This window comes from Streptomyces sp. MS06 (genome assembly GCF_047200655.1).
Lineage (GTDB): Bacteria > Actinomycetota > Actinomycetes > Streptomycetales > Streptomycetaceae > Streptomyces.
This window is the reverse complement of record NZ_JBJZOJ010000027.1, coordinates 46,400-63,281: the sequence shown is the minus strand read 5'-3', so window position 1 is coordinate 63,281 and position 16,882 is coordinate 46,400. Positions and strand designations below refer to the sequence as shown.

The 16,882-nt window shown below is 70.1% G+C and carries 16 protein-coding genes and 1 tRNA gene; 9 read left to right on the top strand and 8 right to left on the bottom strand.

From position 1 onward, the window contains the following. Positions 1 to 2: 2 nt before the first annotated feature. The 9 genes from ACL02U_RS16855 to ACL02U_RS16815 all read left to right on the top strand — a co-directional run bounded on the left by ACL02U_RS16855 (position 3) and on the right by ACL02U_RS16815 (position 5,795). Positions 3 to 1,343, top strand: a complete 1,341-nt coding sequence (locus ACL02U_RS16855; protein WP_412791654.1) for an FtsK/SpoIIIE domain-containing protein — start codon at positions 3 to 5, stop codon at positions 1,341 to 1,343. Positions 1,344 to 1,352: 9 nt separating this feature from the next. After that, positions 1,353 to 2,009 (top strand): DUF2637 domain-containing protein, encoded by a 657-nt coding sequence (locus ACL02U_RS16850; RefSeq protein ID WP_412791686.1) that lies wholly within the window; start codon positions 1,353 to 1,355, stop codon positions 2,007 to 2,009. Positions 2,010 to 2,028: 19 nt separating this feature from the next. After that, entirely contained in the window at positions 2,029 to 2,214 is a 186-nt protein-coding gene (locus ACL02U_RS16845) for a mobile element transfer protein (protein ID WP_412791653.1), read from the top strand. Between the two features lie 16 nt (positions 2,215 to 2,230). Next, on the top strand, positions 2,231 to 2,542 hold the full coding sequence (locus ACL02U_RS16840; RefSeq protein WP_412791652.1) for a SpdD protein: 312 nt from the start codon (positions 2,231 to 2,233) through the stop codon (positions 2,540 to 2,542). A gap of 91 nt (positions 2,543 to 2,633) precedes the next feature. After that, positions 2,634 to 2,813, top strand: coding sequence for a hypothetical protein (locus ACL02U_RS16835; protein ID WP_412791651.1), 180 nt, complete (start codon positions 2,634 to 2,636; stop codon positions 2,811 to 2,813). A gap of 9 nt (positions 2,814 to 2,822) precedes the next feature. Then, complete coding sequence (locus ACL02U_RS16830) at positions 2,823 to 3,062, top strand: hypothetical protein (RefSeq protein WP_412791650.1); 240 nt, start codon at positions 2,823 to 2,825, stop codon at positions 3,060 to 3,062. Further along, positions 3,059 to 4,453 (top strand): replication initiator protein RepSA, encoded by a 1,395-nt coding sequence (gene repSA, locus ACL02U_RS16825; RefSeq protein ID WP_412791649.1) that lies wholly within the window; start codon positions 3,059 to 3,061, stop codon positions 4,451 to 4,453. Before ACL02U_RS16830 ends, repSA begins: the two co-directional genes overlap by 4 nt. Then, complete coding sequence (locus ACL02U_RS16820) at positions 4,450 to 4,638, top strand: helix-turn-helix domain-containing protein (protein WP_412791648.1); 189 nt, start codon at positions 4,450 to 4,452, stop codon at positions 4,636 to 4,638. The genes repSA and ACL02U_RS16820 overlap by 4 nt, the downstream gene beginning before the upstream one ends. Further along, entirely contained in the window at positions 4,638 to 5,795 is a 1,158-nt protein-coding gene (locus ACL02U_RS16815) for a tyrosine-type recombinase/integrase (RefSeq protein ID WP_412791647.1), read from the top strand. The genes ACL02U_RS16820 and ACL02U_RS16815 overlap by 1 nt, the downstream gene beginning before the upstream one ends. Before the next feature lie 55 nt (positions 5,796 to 5,850). On the opposite strand, the gene ACL02U_RS16810 is transcribed toward ACL02U_RS16815, so the two are convergent. The 8 genes from ACL02U_RS16810 to dnaN all read right to left on the bottom strand — a co-directional run bounded on the left by ACL02U_RS16810 (position 5,851) and on the right by dnaN (position 16,142). Next, a tRNA-Ile gene (locus ACL02U_RS16810) sits at positions 5,851 to 5,927 on the bottom strand. A gap of 121 nt (positions 5,928 to 6,048) precedes the next feature. Beyond that, on the bottom strand, positions 6,049 to 6,795 hold the full coding sequence (locus tag ACL02U_RS16805; RefSeq protein WP_412791646.1) for a DUF3566 domain-containing protein: 747 nt from the start codon (positions 6,793 to 6,795) through the stop codon (positions 6,049 to 6,051). 18 nt (positions 6,796 to 6,813) lie between these two features. Beyond that, on the bottom strand, positions 6,814 to 9,420 hold the full coding sequence (gene gyrA / locus ACL02U_RS16800; RefSeq protein WP_412791645.1) for a DNA gyrase subunit A: 2,607 nt from the start codon (positions 9,418 to 9,420) through the stop codon (positions 6,814 to 6,816). 42 nt (positions 9,421 to 9,462) lie between these two features. Next, on the bottom strand, positions 9,463 to 11,523 hold the full coding sequence (gene gyrB / locus ACL02U_RS16795; RefSeq protein ID WP_412791644.1) for a DNA topoisomerase (ATP-hydrolyzing) subunit B: 2,061 nt from the start codon (positions 11,521 to 11,523) through the stop codon (positions 9,463 to 9,465). 651 nt (positions 11,524 to 12,174) lie between these two features. Further along, the gene (locus tag ACL02U_RS16790) at positions 12,175 to 12,726 is read right to left on the bottom strand and encodes a DUF721 domain-containing protein (protein WP_412791643.1); all 552 of its coding nucleotides are present in this window, start codon (positions 12,724 to 12,726) and stop codon (positions 12,175 to 12,177) included. Next, a complete protein-coding gene (recF, locus tag ACL02U_RS16785; RefSeq protein ID WP_412791642.1) occupies positions 12,723 to 13,847 on the bottom strand; it encodes a DNA replication/repair protein RecF in 1,125 nt (374 codons plus the stop codon). The genes ACL02U_RS16790 and recF overlap by 4 nt, the downstream gene beginning before the upstream one ends. A gap of 72 nt (positions 13,848 to 13,919) precedes the next feature. Continuing rightward, a complete protein-coding gene (gnd, locus tag ACL02U_RS16780; RefSeq protein ID WP_412791641.1) occupies positions 13,920 to 14,795 on the bottom strand; it encodes a phosphogluconate dehydrogenase (NAD(+)-dependent, decarboxylating) in 876 nt (291 codons plus the stop codon). 216 nt (positions 14,796 to 15,011) lie between these two features. Next, entirely contained in the window at positions 15,012 to 16,142 is a 1,131-nt protein-coding gene (dnaN, locus tag ACL02U_RS16775; protein ID WP_412791640.1) for a DNA polymerase III subunit beta, read from the bottom strand. Positions 16,143 to 16,882: the final 740 nt, after the last annotated feature.

The window sequence follows — 16,882 nt, the reverse complement described above, 5'->3', positions numbered from 1 at the left end:
CCATGACCGACGTATCCATGGTCCTGGAAGCCACGGGAGTCCTCGCAGGGGCCGGCGGCCTCGGCTACGTGAAGGTCCGCGCTCCGCGCGTGTACTGGTCGCTGGTCGGGCTGCCGGTGACCTGGGGCCGGTTCACCTTCACCTACCGCTCCACGATGGACGTGTGCGGGTTGACGGTGCAGCCGTCGCGGATGCGGGCCTTCCTCGCCCGGAACGTGGCCCGGCGTGAGGTGCTGCCGGTTCCGCCGAAGGTGCGCCGGGTTCGGGGCACGTCGACCGGGCTGCGGGTGACGCTGCGACTTCCCGCCGGCCTGGAACCGGCCGACCTGATGGCCGCCTCGGAACGGCTGCGGCATGCCTGGGGCGTGCACTCGGTGACCATCGCCGAGACCAAGCCGGGGTACGTCGAGCTGCGCATGACCGGCTACGACGTGCTGCGTCAGGTCCGGCTGCCGCGCGGGGCTCGCCCTGAGGGTCTGGCGGTGCCGGTGGCGCTGCGGGAGGACGGAACGGCGTTCGTCCGGGACTACCGCCAGGTGCCCATGGCACTGACGCTCGGCGCGAACAGCTCGGGCAAGTCCGTGTATCAGCGGAACCTGATCAAGGGCTTGGCGCGGCTGCCGGTGGCGCTGGTCGGGATCGACTGCAAGCGCGGTGTCGAACACTCCGCCTACGCGCCCCGGCTGTCAGCGCTGGCCACCACGCCCGACGACTCGGCCTCGCTGCTGGATGTGCTGGTGGGGGAGATGGAGTCCCGCTTCGACCTGCTGAGCGCGCACGGGGTCTCGGACATGTGGGACCTGCCCGAACGCCTACGGCCGGTGCCCGTCGTCGTCCTGGTGGACGAGGTGGCCGAGCTGTTCCTGATCTCCTCGAAGAAGGATGAGGAGCGGCGGGAGCGGATCGTCACCGCACTGATCCGGCTGGCGCAGATGGCCCGCGCGGTCGGGATCTACCTGGAGGTGTGCGGGCAGCGCTTCGGCTCCGAGCTGGGCAAGGGCGCCACCATGCTGCGCGCCCAGCTCACCGGCCGGGTGGTTCACCGCGTCAACGACAAGCAGACCGCTGAAATGGGCTTGGCTGACGTGGCTCCGGATGCAGTGATGGCCGCCGGCCTCATCCCGGCGGAACGCCCCGGAACAGCGGTCGCCGCCGACTCCTCAGGGGGGTGGGCGAAGATCCGCACCCCGCACACCTCCCGCGACGAAGCGAAGGTGGTGTGCCGGAAGTTCGCCCACCTCGTGCCGGAGCTTCCCTCTCTCGACCGGTTCCGCCCGCACGTGCCCGCCGAGGCCCCGCAGACAGGCCCGTCACTGGTCAAGCCGCGGCCGGTCACGGAATAGGGGGTGGCCGTGAACCGCTCGCTGCGCCCTGATGCCGTCCTCGTCCAAGCCGTGATCGCTGGTGCCCTGTCCTTCGCGCACCTGCACGACCTGGCCGCGGCGGCCGGGCAGTCCGGATGGAAGGCATGGGCCTACCCGGTCTCGGTCGACCTGTTGCTGGTCGCCGCCTGGCGTCGGCTGCGCGTCGGCCGGGACCGGTCTTCCTGGACCTGGTTCGCCATCGCCCTGGCGGCCTCGCTCGGCGCCAACGTCGCCACCGCCGGACTGCTCGACCTCCACCAGGTGCCTGCCTGGCTGCGCATCCTCGTCGCCGGATGGCCCGCCCTCGCCTTCCTCGGCGGAACCCTACTCGTCCACGCCCCCGCCCCGGCCGACGTGGAGCCGGATGAAGAACCGTCCGCCCCGGAAGTCGAGGTGCACCGCACCGACACACCCGAACCCGTGGCCCCGGCCCCAGACCAGGCGCCGGAACTGACCCCGGCACCTGCGAAGCCTCCGGCCGCCGACCCGACCGTCCCGCCGGCACTGCTCGACCACGCCCGCTCGATCGCCGACGCACACCGCAACAGCACCGGCGAGCGAATCACCGCCGACGCGCTCACCGCCCGGCTCGGCCTACCCGCCCCCACCTGCCAGGCCATCGCCGCACAACTTCAACTCGACTGACACCCAGGGAGGTTCACTCGTGCGCCCGAACCGCTTCTACGACGTCATCCGCATAGGGCCGGTCAAGGTCGGCACCTACAGCAACGGCCGGGGTCAGACCAAGCACACCGCCGCCTGCACCGCCCCCGGCTGTGGCTTCTCCACCGAACACCGCGACCGCGCCGCCGCCGAACTCTCCGCCCGCACCCACCACTGCCACGTCTGAACAGGAGGAAGGCCCCGTGTTCACACCGAAGTACCCGCCGCAGGACACCGCCCCCGCACCGGCCGTAGCCGCGGCACACACGACGGCGCCCGTCCCCGGGGTTCAGGCCCCGTCCCCGGTCGTCCCGGCAGCGCCGATCTCCCAGCGGCCGACCCTCCAGCTCACCCCCGGCGCCACGCTCGCTCTGGTCGGCAGCGGTACCGCCGTGGTCCTGGTCGTCGGCGCCGTCCTCGTCTCCTTGCTCCTGGCGGTCGCCGTCACCGGCGTCTCGGTCGCCGTGGTCGCCGTCGTCCTGCGCCTGCTCGTCAAGGACCTGCACAAGAGCTAGCGGCCCCCGGAGCGGCCTCGGTCGCCAAACTTCCGCCGCTCCGGGCGCCTGACCCCTCCCAGATCCAACGGACCCGAAAGGAAGCCTCATCATGCCTCAGCACCCCCGGACCACACGCGTCTGCCGCAGCTGCGACGGCTTCGCCGCCGTCTCGATCACGACCGGCACCCGTCACCATGACGGCACCCGCGCCACGCTTCGCGTGACGTGCCCGGCCTGCAAGGGTTCGGGCAGCGCCCCCGCCGCCCGCCTCGTCCGCGTCGGGAGGTGATCGCTAGCCATGAGGACGATCACCACCACCGCCCACCTGGAGCCTGACACCACCGTTCGCTTCAGCGTGTTCGCCCCCACACCGGAAGACGAAGGCTTCGTAAGCCTCCGAGTCGGAGGCGAGTTCGTCGACCTCGCGCTGATCGCCCGTCCGGGCACTGCCGACGCCCTGCGCGCCCTGGCTCGCGTCGCCGAGGAAGCCGCCTCGGCACTCGACCTGCTGGGCGAAACCGCGGACGGTGCCGTGTGACCAACGCCGCCACCATGGCGGGCCTGGACCCGGCCACCCTCGCCGACGTGCTGAGGCTGGCCGGGTCCACCGGCTTCGACCGTGTCCAGGACCAGATCCGCCGCACCGGCGGCTGCACCGACCCCATCCGCCTGCAGGGCACCACCGTCACCCGCGACGCGGACACCGGCCACGTCCTGCACGCCTACTCCACCGACACCGAACCCGGCGGCGTCCTCCGCGTCGCCTGCGGCAACCGGCGCGCCTCCCGCTGCCCGTCCTGCGCCTGGACGTACGCGGGCGACACCTACCAGCTCATCCGCGCCGGCCTCGTCGGCGACCCGGCCAAGGGCACTCCCGAGACGATCCGGGACCACCCCCGCGTGTTCGCCACGCTCACCGCGCCCTCGTTCGGCCCGGTGCACAACCGACCGGGCAACCGGCCATGCCGCTGCGGCACCCACCACCAGGAGGACGCCCCCGAGCTGGGCACACCGCTCGACCCGGACACCTACGACTACGCGGGCGCGGTGCTGTGGAACAACCACGCTTCCGACCTGTGGCGCTACTTCACGATCTACCTGCGCCGGGAGATCGCCAAGCGGGCCGGGCTCACCCAGAAAGCCGCGCGTGAGCAGTCCCGGGTCTCTTTCGGCAAGGTCGCCGAATACCAGAAACGCGGCGCCGTCCACTTCCACGCCGTGATCCGCTTCGACGGCCCCGAGGGCCCCGACAGCCCGCCCCCGGCGTGGGCGACGGGTGATCTCCTCGACGGCGCGATCCGTGCTGCTGCCAGCCGTGTCGCCGTCGACGTCGACCCGGCCGGGAATCAGCCCGCGCGCGTGCTGCGGTGGGGTGAGCAGATCGACGTACGCCCGATCCGGGGCTTCGGGGACGGTGCTGAGATCACGGAACAGGCCGTAGCCTCCTACGTCGCCAAGTACGCCACCAAGGCGGCCGAGACGACCGGCACCGTGGACCGCCGCATCGGCAACAAAGAAGCCCTGGTCCTTCTCGACGTCCCCGAGCACCCCGCCCGGCTCATCGCCGCATGCCTCGACCTGCACGCTCTCTACCCGGACCGCAAGCTGCGCGACTGGGCCCACATGCTCGGCTTCCGCGGCCACTTCTCCACCAAGTCCCGCCGCTACTCCACCACCCTCGGCGCACTGCGCCAGACCCGCGCCGACTACCGCGCAGCCCAGCAACGCCAAGCCCTCAGCCTGCCCGACCCCGACAACGAGACGGAGGCGACCACCCTGACCCTCGCCCACTGGACCTACGCCGGCCACGGCCACACCCCCGGCGAGTCCTGGCTCGCCGCCAACATCCGCCGCGATCTCCAGCAAAACCGTGAACTCGCCCGCGAAGAACTCCCCGCCCTGCTCGATCTGGAAGGAGCCGCCGCATGATCACCGCTTCGCCTGTGTTGCTGACCGTGGATGAGGTCAAAGTGCGACTCAAGGTCGGCCGGACCAAGGTCTATGACCTGATCCGCACACACCGCCTCGTGTCCATCAAGGTCGACGGCTGCCGACGCATCCCCGAGAGCGCCGTGAGCGACTTCATCGCTGGCCAGATCGAGCGGGCCGCCTGATGGCCAAGCGTCGCCCCAACGGCGGGGGAACGATCACCAAGCGCAAGGACGGGCGGTACCAGGGCGCCGCGTACGTCACGGACACCGACGGCAACCGGGTCCGCAAGTACGTCTACGGCGCCACCTGGGACGAAGCCAACGAAAAGCTCGGCAAGCTCCAGGATCAGGAGCGGAACGGCGTCCCCGTGCCCTCTCGCTCCTGGACGCTCGGGGAGTGGCTGGCCTACTGGCTGGAGCACATTGTCGAGCCGGAGCGCGAGCACAACACCTACGTGAAGTACGAGTCCAAAGTCAGGCTCTACCTACTGCCTCACCTCGGCAAGAAGCCGCTGGTCAAGCTCACGCCGGCCCAGCTCCGCACGTTCATGGCGGCCCTGAAGCGGGAGAAGGTGGGCGCGGCCACCCGCTTCGAGGTGCTGCGGGTCCTGCGGAACGCCCTCAACCGCGCGATCCGTGAGGAGATCGTGAGCCGCAACGTCGCCCTCCTGGTCGACATGCCCAAGGTCAGCAAGGACAAGGGCAAGGCATGGAGCGCCCGTGAGGCGGTCACCTTCCTGCGGTCGACGCGTGCCCACCGGCTCTACGCGGCCTGCGTCCTGGTCCTCGTGCTCGGCCTCCGCCGCAGCGAGGTCCTCGGCCTGCGCTGGCAGGACATCGACTTCGAGGCCGGCCACTTCACCCCGGTCAAGCAGGTGCAGCGGGAAAAGGGCGTCGGCCTGGTCCTCAAGGACCTCAAGACCGAGTCGTCACAGGCGGTGCTCCCGCTCCCCGAGTTCTGCGCCCGCGCTCTGTATGAGCGCCGGGAGCTCCAAGAACTGGAACGGAAGATCGCCGGTGAGCACTGGTCACAGGAACCCGACCATGACCTGATCTTCTCCTCCGAGCATGGCGGCATGATCGACCCGGTGGGCTTCTCCCGCACCTTCGACCGGCTCGTCAAGCGCGCCGGCGTCCGCCGGATCACGGTCCGCCTCGCCCGGCACACCTGCGGGACGCTGCTGGCCTTCCTGAAGGTGCACCCCAAGGTGGCTCAGGCGATCCTGCGGCACAGCCAGATCAGCATGACCATGGACGTCTACACCCACGTGGTCGGCGACAGTGAGCGGGAAGCTGTCGGGATGCTCGCCGAGCTTCTGGAAGATCCGCTGATCGGCTGATGTCAGCCGTGGATGTCAAAGACCCCCAGCCGGTACCGACTGGGGGTCTTTTCGCTGGTGGGGCTAACAGGATTTGAACCTGTGGCCTCATCCTTATCAGGGATGCGCTCTAACCAACTGAGCTATAGCCCCGCCGCGCTCTGCGGTGTATGTCCCGCGCGCTGACCCCTGAAGATTAGCGCACGACCGGGGCAGTCCCAAAATCGATACCCGGGTCACCGTCCGGCGGTTCCCCGGGCCGGTCGGCACCGGCTCACTCGTCCTCGGCGAGCGTCAACTCGACCCCGCCCACGAAGCCCGCGGAGAGGTTGTAGATGAACGCGCCGAGAGTCGCCAGAGCCGTCGCCAGGACGACGTCGATGACCGCGATGACCGTCGCGAACATGAGCACGTGGGGGAGGGACAGGAACGACTGGAGGTCGAAGCCGTTCGACTCGTTCGACCCGGTCGCCTGCGAGATCGTGCCGCCGACGGTGGAGAACACGCCCATGGCGTCCATCACCATCCACAGCACGGCCGAGGCCACGATGGTGCAGATCCCGAGGGCGATGGAGAGCAGGAAGCTCACCTTCATCACCGACCACGGATCGGCTTTGGCCACGCGCAACCGGGCCTTGCGGACCCTCGGTGTGGTGCGTGCCCCGGTACGCGGGCGGCGGACCGCGCCGGCCGGAGCGGGCGTGTCGTAGGCCTGCGGCGGATGGTACGGGCCGGCGGGCTGCTGGGGCTGCTGCCGCTCCCCCGGCAGCGGCGAGGCCGGCGGGGCGCCGGGTGGCTGCACCGGCGCCTGGCCGTTGTGGGCGCCCGGAGCGGCCGGGCCCGCTCCAGCCGCGTACTGCTGGGTGTGCGGGCCTCGGGTGTCCGTCACAGTTCCCCCCTGGGATCCATGAATCTGAGTGGAGGGCGAGTCACCTGCGTGTGCGGCGGAGCCACCGCTGCCGCCGTCCGATTCCGTACCCGAAGGGGTACCGGCCGATCCGGCGCCGGTGGCTCCGCTCACGCTGTCTCACTCCTCGTGCTACTCGGACGGGGGCGTCTCGCCCTCGTCCGTGCCGGTGGGCGCGGAACCCTCGGCGGCCTCGTCCACGGCGTCCTCGCCGTCGACCTCCTCCGCCTCGCGTCCCGCCTCGGCGTTACGGGCGATACCGACCACGGCATCGCGCTTGCCCAGGTTGATCAGTTGGACGCCCATGGTGTCACGGCCCGTCTCCCTGACCTCGTTGACTCGCGTACGAATCACACCGCCCGAGAGCGTGATGGCCAGGATCTCGTCGAGCTCCTCGACCACCAGCGCGCCGACCAGCGAGCCGCGGTCCTCCACGATCTTGGCGGCCTTGATGCCGAGGCCGCCGCGACCCTGGACGCGGTACTCGTCGACGCGGGTGCGCTTCGCGTACCCGCCGTCGGTGGCAGTGAACACGAACGTACCGGGTCGAACGACATTCATCGAGAGCAGTTCGTCCGCTTCCCGGAAACTCATACCCTTCACACCCGACGTGGCCCGCCCCATCGGGCGCAGCGTCTCGTCGGACGCGGTGAACCTGATCGACTGCGCCTTCCTGCTGATCAGCAGGAGATCGTCGTCGGCGGATACGAGTTCCGCGCCGATCAGCTCGTCGTCGGTGCCGTCCTCCCGCTCCCGCAGGTTGATCGCGATCACCCCGCCCGAACGCGGCGAATCGTAGTCCTTCAGCGGGGTCTTCTTCACCAGGCCCGACTTGGTGGCCAGGACCAGGTAGGGCGCCGCCTCGTAGTCCCGGATCGCCAGGATCTCCGCGATCGCCTCGTCCGGCTGGAACGCCAGCAGGTTCGCCACGTGCTGGCCGCGGGCGTCCCGGCCGCCCTCGGGCAGCTCGTACGCCTTCGCCCGGTACACCCTGCCCTTGTTGGTGAAGAACAGCAGCCAGTGGTGCGTGGTGGACACGAAGAAGTGGTCGACGATGTCGTCCTCCTTCAGCTTCGTGCCCCGCACCCCCTTGCCGCCCCGCTTCTGCGCCCGGTAGTCGTCCGCCTTGGTGCGCTTGACGTAGCCGCCGCGGCTGACGGTGACCACGATGTCCTCTTCGGCGATCAGGTCCTCGATGGACATGTCGCCCTCGTAGGGCACCAGCTTGGTCTTGCGGTCGTCGCCGTACTTCTCGACGATGGCGGCCAGCTCCGCGCTGACGATGCCGCGCTGGCGGACCGGGGAGGCGAGGATCTCGTTGTACTCGTTGATCTTCGCCTGGAGTTCGTCGTGCTCCTGGACGATCTTCTGCCGCTCCAGGGCGGCCAGCCGGCGCAGCTGCATCTCCAGGATGGCGTTCGCCTGGATCTCGTCGATCTCCAGCAGGCCCCGCAGCCCGTTGCGCGCGACCTCCACCGTCTCACTGCGCCGGATCAGCGCGATGACCTCGTCGATCGCGTCCAGGGCCTTCAGCAGGCCGCGCAGGATGTGCGCGCGCTCCTCCGCCTTGCGCAGCCGGAAGCGGGTGCGGCGGACGACGACCTCGATCTGGTGCGTCACCCAGTGGCGGATGAACGCGTCCAGCGACAGCGTGCGCGGCACCCCGTCGACCAGGGCCAGCATGTTCGCGCCGAAGTTGGTCTGCAGGTCGGTGTGCTTGTACAGGTTGTTCAGCACGACCTTGGCGACCGCGTCCCGCTTGAGGACGATGACCAGGCGCTGGCCGGTACGGGAGCTGGTCTCGTCGCGGACGTCCGCGATGCCGCCGATCCTGCCGTCCTTCACCAGGTCGGCGATCTTCTGGGCCAGGTTGTCGGGGTTGACCTGGTACGGCAGCTCCGTCACCACCAGGCACTGGCGGTTCTGGATCTCCTCGACCTCGACCACCGCGCGCATGGTGATCGAGCCGCGCCCGGTCCGGTAGGCCTCCTCGATGCCCTTGCGGCCCACCACCAGGGCACCGGTCGGGAAGTCCGGGCCCTTGATCCGCTCGATCAGCGCGTCCAGCAGCTCCTCGTGCGAGGCCTCCGGGTTCTCCAGGTACCACTGGGCGCCGGAGGCGACCTCGCGCAGGTTGTGCGGCGGGATGTTGGTCGCCATGCCGACCGCGATGCCCGCCGAACCGTTGATCAGCAGGTTCGGGAAGCGGGACGGCAGGACGGTCGGCTCCTGGGAGCGGCCGTCGTAGTTGTCCGTGAAGTCGACGGTGTCCTCGTCGATGTCGCGGACCATCTCCATCGACAGCGGCGCCATCTTGCACTCGGTGTAGCGCATCGCCGCCGCCGGGTCGTTGCCCGGGGAGCCGAAGTTGCCGTTGGAGTCGACGAGCGGCATCCGCATCGCCCACGGCTGGGCGAGGCGCACCAGGGCGTCGTAGATGGAGGAGTCGCCGTGCGGGTGGTAGTTGCCCATCACGTCGCCGACGACGCGCGCGCACTTGTAGAAGCCCCGCTCGGGCCGGTAGCCGCCGTCGTACATCGCGTACAGGACGCGCCGGTGGACGGGCTTGAGGCCGTCCCGGACGTCCGGCAGCGCACGCGAGACGATGACGGACATCGCGTAGTCGAGGTACGAGCGCTGCATCTCGGTCTCGAGCCCGACGGGCTCGACACGCAGCGCCAGCGCCTCCTCGGCCGGCGTCGCGGAACCGGCGGGCAGGTCAGGGTTCTCGTCGGTCATTGCTGGTGAAGATCCTTCCTGGTGCGGTCAGCTGAGACCGACTCAGATGTCGAGGAAGCGGACGTCCTTGGCGTTGCGCTGGATGAACTGGCGGCGCGCCTCGACGTCCTCGCCCATCAGGACCGAGAACAGGTCGTCGGCCTGGGCGGCGTCGTCCAGGGTGACCTGGCCGAGGACGCGGTGGTCCTGGTCCATCGTGGTGACCCGCAGCTCCTCGGCGTTCATCTCGCCGAGGCCCTTGAAGCGCTGGATCGAGTCCTCCCGGACCCGCTTGCCGCGCTGGCGGCCCATCTCCAGCAGTGCGTCGCGCTCGCGGTCGGAGTACGCGTAGTCGACGTCGTCCTTGCCCCACTTGATCTTGTAGAGCGGGGGGCGGGACAGGAAGACGTGCCCGGCCTCGACCAGCGGCCGCATGAAGCGGAACAGGAAGGTCAGCAGCAGGGTGTTGATGTGCTGGCCGTCGACGTCGGCGTCCGCCATCAGGATGATCTTGTGATAGCGGAGCTTCTCGATGTCGAAGTCCTCGTGCACGCCCGTGCCGAAGGCGGAGATCAGCGCCTGGATCTCCTGGTTCTGCAGGATCTTGTCGATCCGGGCCTTCTCGACGTTGAGGATCTTGCCCCGGATCGGCAGGATCGCCTGGTACTCCGGGTTCCGGCCGGACTTGGCCGAACCGCCGGCGGAGTCGCCCTCGACGATGAAGATCTCGCACTTGGTCGGGTCGTTGGACTGGCAGTCCGACAGCTTGCCCGGCAGGGAGGCACTCTCCAGCAGGCCCTTGCGGCGGGTCAGGTCCCGGGCCTTGCGCGCCGCCACCCGGGCGTAGGCGGCCTGGATGCCCTTGCGGACGATGTCCGCCGCCTCGTTCGGGTTGCGGTCCAGCCAGTCGGCGAGGTGCTCGTAGACGGCCCGCTGCACGAAGGTCTTCGCCTCGGTGTTGCCCAGCTTGGTCTTGGTCTGGCCCTCGAACTGGGGCTCGCTCAGCTTCACCGAGATGATCGCGGTCAGGCCCTCGCGGATGTCGTCGCCGGTGAGGTTGTCGTCCTTCTCGCGCAGCAGCTTGCGGTCCCGCGCGTACTTGTTGATCAGCGAGGTCAGCGCGGCCCGGAAGCCCTCCTCGTGGGTGCCGCCCTCGTGGGTGTGGATGATGTTGGCGAACGAGTACACGCCCTCGCTGTAGCCGCTGTTCCACTGCATCGCGACCTCGAGGGACAGGCTCTTGTCCTTGTCCTCGGCCTCCAGGTCCACGATGGTCGGGTGCACCGCCTCGCCCTTGCGCGAGTTGAGGTACTTCACGAAGTCGACGATGCCGCCCTCGTAGTGGTACGTGACCGACTTGACCTCGGCGATCTCGTCCGCACCGGCCTCGTCCGCGCCGGAGGTGGCCTTCGCCGACTCCCGCTCGTCGGTCAGCCTGAGCGTCAGGCCCTTGTTGAGGAAGGCCATCTCCTGGAAGCGCCGCGACAGCGTCTCGAAGGAGTAGTCCGTGGTCTCGAAGATGTCGCCGTCGGCCCAGAAGGTGACCGAGGTGCCCGTCTCCTGAGTCGCCTCGTGCTGCGCCAGCGGCGCCGTCGGGACGCCCATCTTGTACTCCTGCGTCCAGCGGTGGCCCTCGGTCCGCACCTCGACCGACACCTTGCTGGACAGGGCGTTCACGACGGAGACGCCGACACCGTGCAGACCGCCGGAGACCGCGTAGCCGCCGCCGCCGAACTTGCCGCCCGCGTGCAGCACGGTCAGCACGACCTCGAGGGCCGGCTTGCCCTCGGAGGGCACGATGCCCACCGGGATGCCGCGGCCGTTGTCGACGACCCGCACACCGCCGTCGGGGAGGATCGTCACGTCGATCGTGTCCGCGTGGCCGGCCAGCGCCTCGTCGACCGAGTTGTCGACGACCTCGTAGACGAGGTGGTGCAGGCCGCGCTCGCCCGTGGAACCGATGTACATACCGGGTCGCTTGCGGACCGCGTCCAGACCCTCGAGGACGGTGATGGCGCTCGCGTCGTACGAGGCCGAGGCCTCGCCGGTCGGGGTGGGAGCGGCGTCGAGCGCGCCTGCGTCGGTGGACGGGATGTTCTCGTTGGGGTTGCCGGAATCGGCCACGAAGCGCCCTTTCTGGCACAGCACGAGCCGGGCTCGTCGGCGGGTTGCCGGAGCGGCTGCGGCATGTTGCGTTGGTCAGCCTTGATCAGCGTTGCTCAGCGTTTCCCGGACGTCCCCACGACTGGGGCGGGATTCTCCTCCAGTCTACCGGTAGCACTGACACTGATGGGGGTTTGCCGGTCCCTGAGTCCGCATGTGCCGCCCTGAACCGGTCTCTCCCGACTCCCGATATACGGATGGGGGCCCCAAGTGCCTCACAGCGGCACTCAGCGCTTCCGACCGTCAACCCTTTGCTACTCCCGGGTCAGCTCGGTGATCGCCGCTCCGCGCGAAGGACGGAACCGCGCCGGAATGTGACGTCCCTCACCCGTGGTGCCGGTACCGTCGAGCGGCCCGCGGACACCCGCGGAACCACTGCCGGCGGGTACCCCGCAACCGCGGCCGGCGGGCGCCGCCGGGGCTCCACCAGCGGGGACCGCCGGAACCCCGGACTGAAGGGTGCCGCCCGCGGACACCGCCCGGCCACTGCCTGTACGTGCCGCGGGACGGCCCCGTGCGCGTCGCCGCGGCCTCCGCCCCCGGAAGTGCCGCCGTGGCATCCGCCGGGAGGTGTCGCCGGGGCCGGCCGCCCCGCAGACGTCGCCGGGGCCGCTACCCGTAGGTGTCGCCGGGGCCGCTGCTGCCCGGAGCGCGCAGCGGACCGTAGCGGCGGGCGGGTCCCCCGGGACCGATCACCTTGATCATGCGTACCCGGCCGTGCCCCAGATCCTCGTTGAGCCGGGCGACCAGCGTCGGAGCCAGCAGCCGCAGGTTGGTGGCCCACGCCGTCGAGTCGCAGCGCACGACCAGCACCCGCTCGTCCTCGTCGTACCGTTCCGGTTCGCAGTGCTTGGCCAGGTCCGCCCCGACGATCTGCGGCCAGCGGCCCATCACCCCGCCGACCGCGGCCGGGGCCTCCCAGCCCCGCTCGGTGATCAGCCGGTTGATCGCCGCACCGAGCGCCAGGGGATCGCGCCCGTCGGACCGGGCGCCGCAGCGCAGCCCTCCGCGCCGCGCCCGCTTCTTCTGCAGCGCCGCGTCACCGCGTGCCCGCGCCGCCTCCCGGGCCGCGCGCAGCGCCACCCGGGCCAGATCGACACCGGACGGCTCGGGGCCCTTGCCCGGATCGGCGCCCCTGCCCGGATCGGGTTGCTGACCGGTCACGCGCGCACCACCTCGCCGTCCGACACCGCGAACCTCGCCCCGCTGAGCACCTGCGGCACGTCGTCGTCGACCGCGGCCGTCACCAGCACCTGCTCCCCCGGCGCCACCAGCTCCGCCAGCCGCTCCCGGCGCCGGGCGTCCAGCTCGGCGAACACGTCGTCGAGGACCAGCACCGGCTCGTTGCCCTCGGCACGCAGCAGATCGTAGGAGGCCAGACGCAGCGCCAGCGCCATGGACCAGGACTCGCCGTGGGAGGCGTAGCCCTTGGCGGGCAGCTGCCCGAGCCGGAGCACCAGGTCGTCCCGGTGCGGGCCCACGAGGGTGACGCCCCGCTCGATCTCCTGCTTGCGGGACTGCGCGAGCGCCTCGGTCAGCTGCGCGTACAGGTCCTCACGGGTGTGCCCCTCGCCCGGCGCCGACGGTTTGTAGTCCAGTCCGACCGGGCCGCCGCCCGGGGCCACCTGCTCGTAGGCCTTGTCGGCCAGCGGGCGCAGCGCGGCGATCAGGTCGAGTCGCCGGGCGAGCAGCTCCGCACCGGCACGCGCGAGATGCTGGTCCCACACGTCCAGCGTGGTCAGGTCTGGCTCCTTGCGGCCGCCGTGCCGGCGGGCCAGCGCCGCGGTCTTCAGCAGCGTGTTGCGCTGCTTGAGCACCCGGTCGTAGTCGGAGCGCACCCCCGCCATCCGCGGCGACCGGGCCGTGATCAGCTCGTCGAGGAAGCGCCGCCGCTCCCCCGGATCGCCCTTCACCAGCGCGAGGTCCTCCGGCGCGAACAGCACCGTCCGCACGATCCCCAGCACATCGCGCGGCCTGACCTGCGAGGACCGGTTGATGCGAGCCCGGTTCGCCTTGCCCGGGTTGAGCTCCAGCTCGATGAGCTGCTGCCGCTCGCCCTGTCGGACCTGCGCCCGGACCACCGCCCGGTCGGCCCCCATGCGGACCAGCGGCGCGTCGGAGGCGACCCGGTGGCTGCCGAGCGTGGCGAGGTAGCCGACGGCCTCCACGAGGTTCGTCTTGCCCTGCCCGTTGGGGCCGACGAAGGCGGTGACACCCGGGTCCAGCGGGACCTCGGCCCGGGCGTAGGAGCGGAAGTCGGCCAGCGACAGATGCGTCACGTGCATGGTCGTTCGCCGACCTCCCCGGTGTCGTTCAGGTGGTTCTGCTGCTTCTCCGCGCCCGCTGCCCCGGCGCGGTCACTTCTTCTCGACCGCGTGGCCCCCGAACTGGTTGCGCAGCGCGGCGATCATCTTCATCTGCGGCGAGTCCTCCTGGCGGGAGGAGAACCGGGCGAACAGCGAGGCGGTGATCGCCGGCAGCGGCACCGCGTTGTCGATGGCCGCCTCCACCGTCCAGCGTCCCTCGCCGGAGTCCTGGGCGTAGCCCCGCAGGTCCTCCAGGTGCTCGTCCGCGTCGAGGGCGTTGACGGCCAGGTCGAGCAGCCAGGAACGGATGACGGTGCCCTGCTGCCAGGAGCGGAACACCTCGCGCACGTCGGTGACCGAGTCCGCCTTCTCCAGCAGCTCCCAGCCCTCGGCGTAGGCCTGCATCATCGCGTACTCGATGCCGTTGTGGACCATCTTCGCGAAGTGGCCCGCGCCGACCCTGCCGGCGTGCACCGCACCGAAGTCGCCCTCCGGCTTGAGCGCGTCGAGAACGGGCTGGACCTTGGCGACGTCCGCCGCGTCGCCGCCGTACATCAGCGCATAGCCGTTCTCCAGGCCCCAGACGCCGCCGGAGACTCCGCAGTCGACGAAGCCGACGCCCTTGGCGGCCAGTTGCTCCGCGTGCTTCTCGTCGTCCGTCCAGCGCGAGTTCCCGCCGTCCACGACCACGTCGCCGGGCGAGAGCAGCTCGGCCAGCTCGTCGATCGTGGACTGGGTGGGCCCGCCCGCCGGCACCATCACCCACACCACGCGGGGGCCGGAGAGCTTGCCCACAAGCTCCGGCAGGCTGTGGACGTCGGCGAGGTCCGGGTTGCGGTCGAATCCGATGACGGTGTGGCCGGCGCGGCGTATGCGCTCGCGCATGTTGCCGCCCATCTTGCCGAGGCCGACGAGACCGAGCTCCATCAGTTGCGTTCCTTAAGGTCGCTGTGTGGCGTGCGGGGCGCGCTCGCGCCCCCGGGGCGCCTGCGCACCCCCTGCCCGAGCCTAGACCCGGACGGCCATGCACAGCTGTGGGCATACGCGCTCATACGTACGCCCCCTCACCTGCGGCTTCTCCACAGGCCGGGCCGGACTGCACCCGGCCTGTGGACGGCTGCGGCCGCTCAGCCGCTCAGCCGCTCAGCCGCTCAGCCGCACCGGCATGATCAGGTACTTGTACGCCTCGTCCGCCTCGGCGTCCACGGCCGGCTTGCCGGACAGCAGCGCGGGCTTGGTGGACGTGGTGAAGGAGAGCCGGGCCACCGGCGAGTCGATGGCGCTCAGCCCGTCCAGCAGGAACGTCGGGTTGAAGGCGATCGAGATGTCGTCGCCCTCCAGCTGCGCGTCGACCCTTTCCACAGCCTGTGCATCGTCGCTGGAACCGGCCTCCAGGATGAGCACGCCCTGCTCGAAACTGAGCCGCACCGGGGTGTTGCGCTCGGCGACCAGGGCCACACGCTTGACGGCCTCCACGAACGGGGCGGTCTCGATCACGGCGACGGAGTTGAACTCGGTCGGGAACAGCGTCCGGTACTTCGGCAGGTCGCCTTCCAGCAGCCGGGTGGTGGTCCGCCGGCCGGCGCCCTCGAAACCGATCAGTCCCTCGCCCGAACCCGAGCCGGACAGCGCCAGGGTCACGCTGTCGCCGCTGGTCAGCGCTTTGGCGGTGTCCTGCAGCGTCTTGGCGGGCACCAGCGCGACCGCGGAGGCCTCCGGGTTCTCCGGCTTCCACAGGAACTCGCGGACCGCGAAGCGGTAGCGGTCCGTGGAGGCCAGGGTGACCGTGTCGCCCTCGATCTCGATGCGGACACCGGTCAGGACGGGAAGCGTGTCGTCGCGCCCCGCCGCGATGGCGACCTGTTGCACCGCGGAGGCGAAGACCTCGCCTGGGACGGTGCCCGTCGCGTTCGGCATCTGAGGCAGCGCCGGGTACTCCTCCACCGGCAGCGTGTGCAGCGTGAACCGGGAGGAGCCGCAGACCACCGTCGCCCGTACACCGTCCGTGGAGATCTCCACCGGCCGGTTCGGGAGGGCGCGGGCGATGTCGGCCAGCAGGCGGCCGGACACGAGCACCGTGCCGTCCTCCTCGACCTCCGCGTCGACCCCGACCCGGGCGGAGACCTCGTAGTCGAAGCTGGACAGGCTGAGCTGACCGTCCTCCGCCTTCAGCAGCAGGCCGGCGAGAACCGGCGCCGGCGGACGGGCCGGGAGGCTGCGCGCCGCCCAGGCCACTGCCTCCGCGAGTACGTCGCGTTCCACCCGGATCTTCACCGTAAGCCGCCTCCTGCTGTTGCCGGCGCTTCTCGCCCTGCTTCGCCTTCGTCGTCTGTCTCGGTGTCACCGGCCCTCGTGGGGGGAAGGACACCGGGGAACAGTCTGACGCACCGCACTGACAGTAGGTGCCGCTCGGGGTCAAGTCGTGATGCGCGACGGTCGGGCTGCCGGGAGCAAGTTGTGCACAGGTCCCGCTTCGAAACGAATGCAGCTCTCTCTCTAGTCGTTCGTAGTAGTAGGGCCTGTGGATACCGTGGATAACCACGTTTGCCCAGCTCAGCCGCGAGTTTTTGTCCACGGGCCCTGTGGGCGGAGGCAGTGGACAACTAGGCCTTGCTGTGGAGAACAGAAAGTTCTGCACACCCCGTGCACAGGTCCGGCCGAGTTCTCCCCAGCTGCGTCCCCAGTTTCGACCGGCTTTCCCACAGCCCTCCGGGACCGCCCGGTGTGACGGCTTTCACTCGACGCGGTGAGCGGGGGAGTCGCGTTGCCGAACAGTGGACAGCGGTGTGGAGAAGCCGACGATCCTTGGGGACAACACGGCCCGGCTTGTGGGTGGCCAGTGGAAAACTTTGTACACAGCCTGTGGATCATTTCTTCGTCCACAGGCTGTGGAGATTCGTCGTCCACCAATCCACAGGCGGCTGAGCTGGGACGACAGGTTTTCGACGGAGACCGCTGTGGACACAGTCTGGACAACTCGACGGTCCCCAGGATGTGGATACGAAAAAGTTGGC

Excerpts from the sequence above, each read along its gene's own strand:
- ACL02U_RS16830 (WP_412791650.1), top strand. The coding sequence starts at position 2,823 with ATGAGGACGATCACCACCACCGCCCACCTGGAGCCTGACACCACCGTT.
- ACL02U_RS16855 (WP_412791654.1), top strand. The coding sequence starts at position 3 with ATGACCGACGTATCCATGGTCCTGGAAGCCACGGGAGTCCTCGCAGGG.
- recF (WP_412791642.1), bottom strand. The coding sequence starts at position 13,847 with ATGCACGTGACGCATCTGTCGCTGGCCGACTTCCGCTCCTACGCCCGG.
- gnd (WP_412791641.1), bottom strand. The coding sequence starts at position 14,795 with ATGGAGCTCGGTCTCGTCGGCCTCGGCAAGATGGGCGGCAACATGCGC.
- ACL02U_RS16820 (WP_412791648.1), top strand. The coding sequence starts at position 4,450 with ATGATCACCGCTTCGCCTGTGTTGCTGACCGTGGATGAGGTCAAAGTG.
- ACL02U_RS16835 (WP_412791651.1), top strand. The coding sequence starts at position 2,634 with ATGCCTCAGCACCCCCGGACCACACGCGTCTGCCGCAGCTGCGACGGC.
- gyrA (WP_412791645.1), bottom strand. The coding sequence starts at position 9,420 with ATGACCGACGAGAACCCTGACCTGCCCGCCGGTTCCGCGACGCCGGCC.
- ACL02U_RS16815 (WP_412791647.1), top strand. The coding sequence starts at position 4,638 with ATGGCCAAGCGTCGCCCCAACGGCGGGGGAACGATCACCAAGCGCAAG.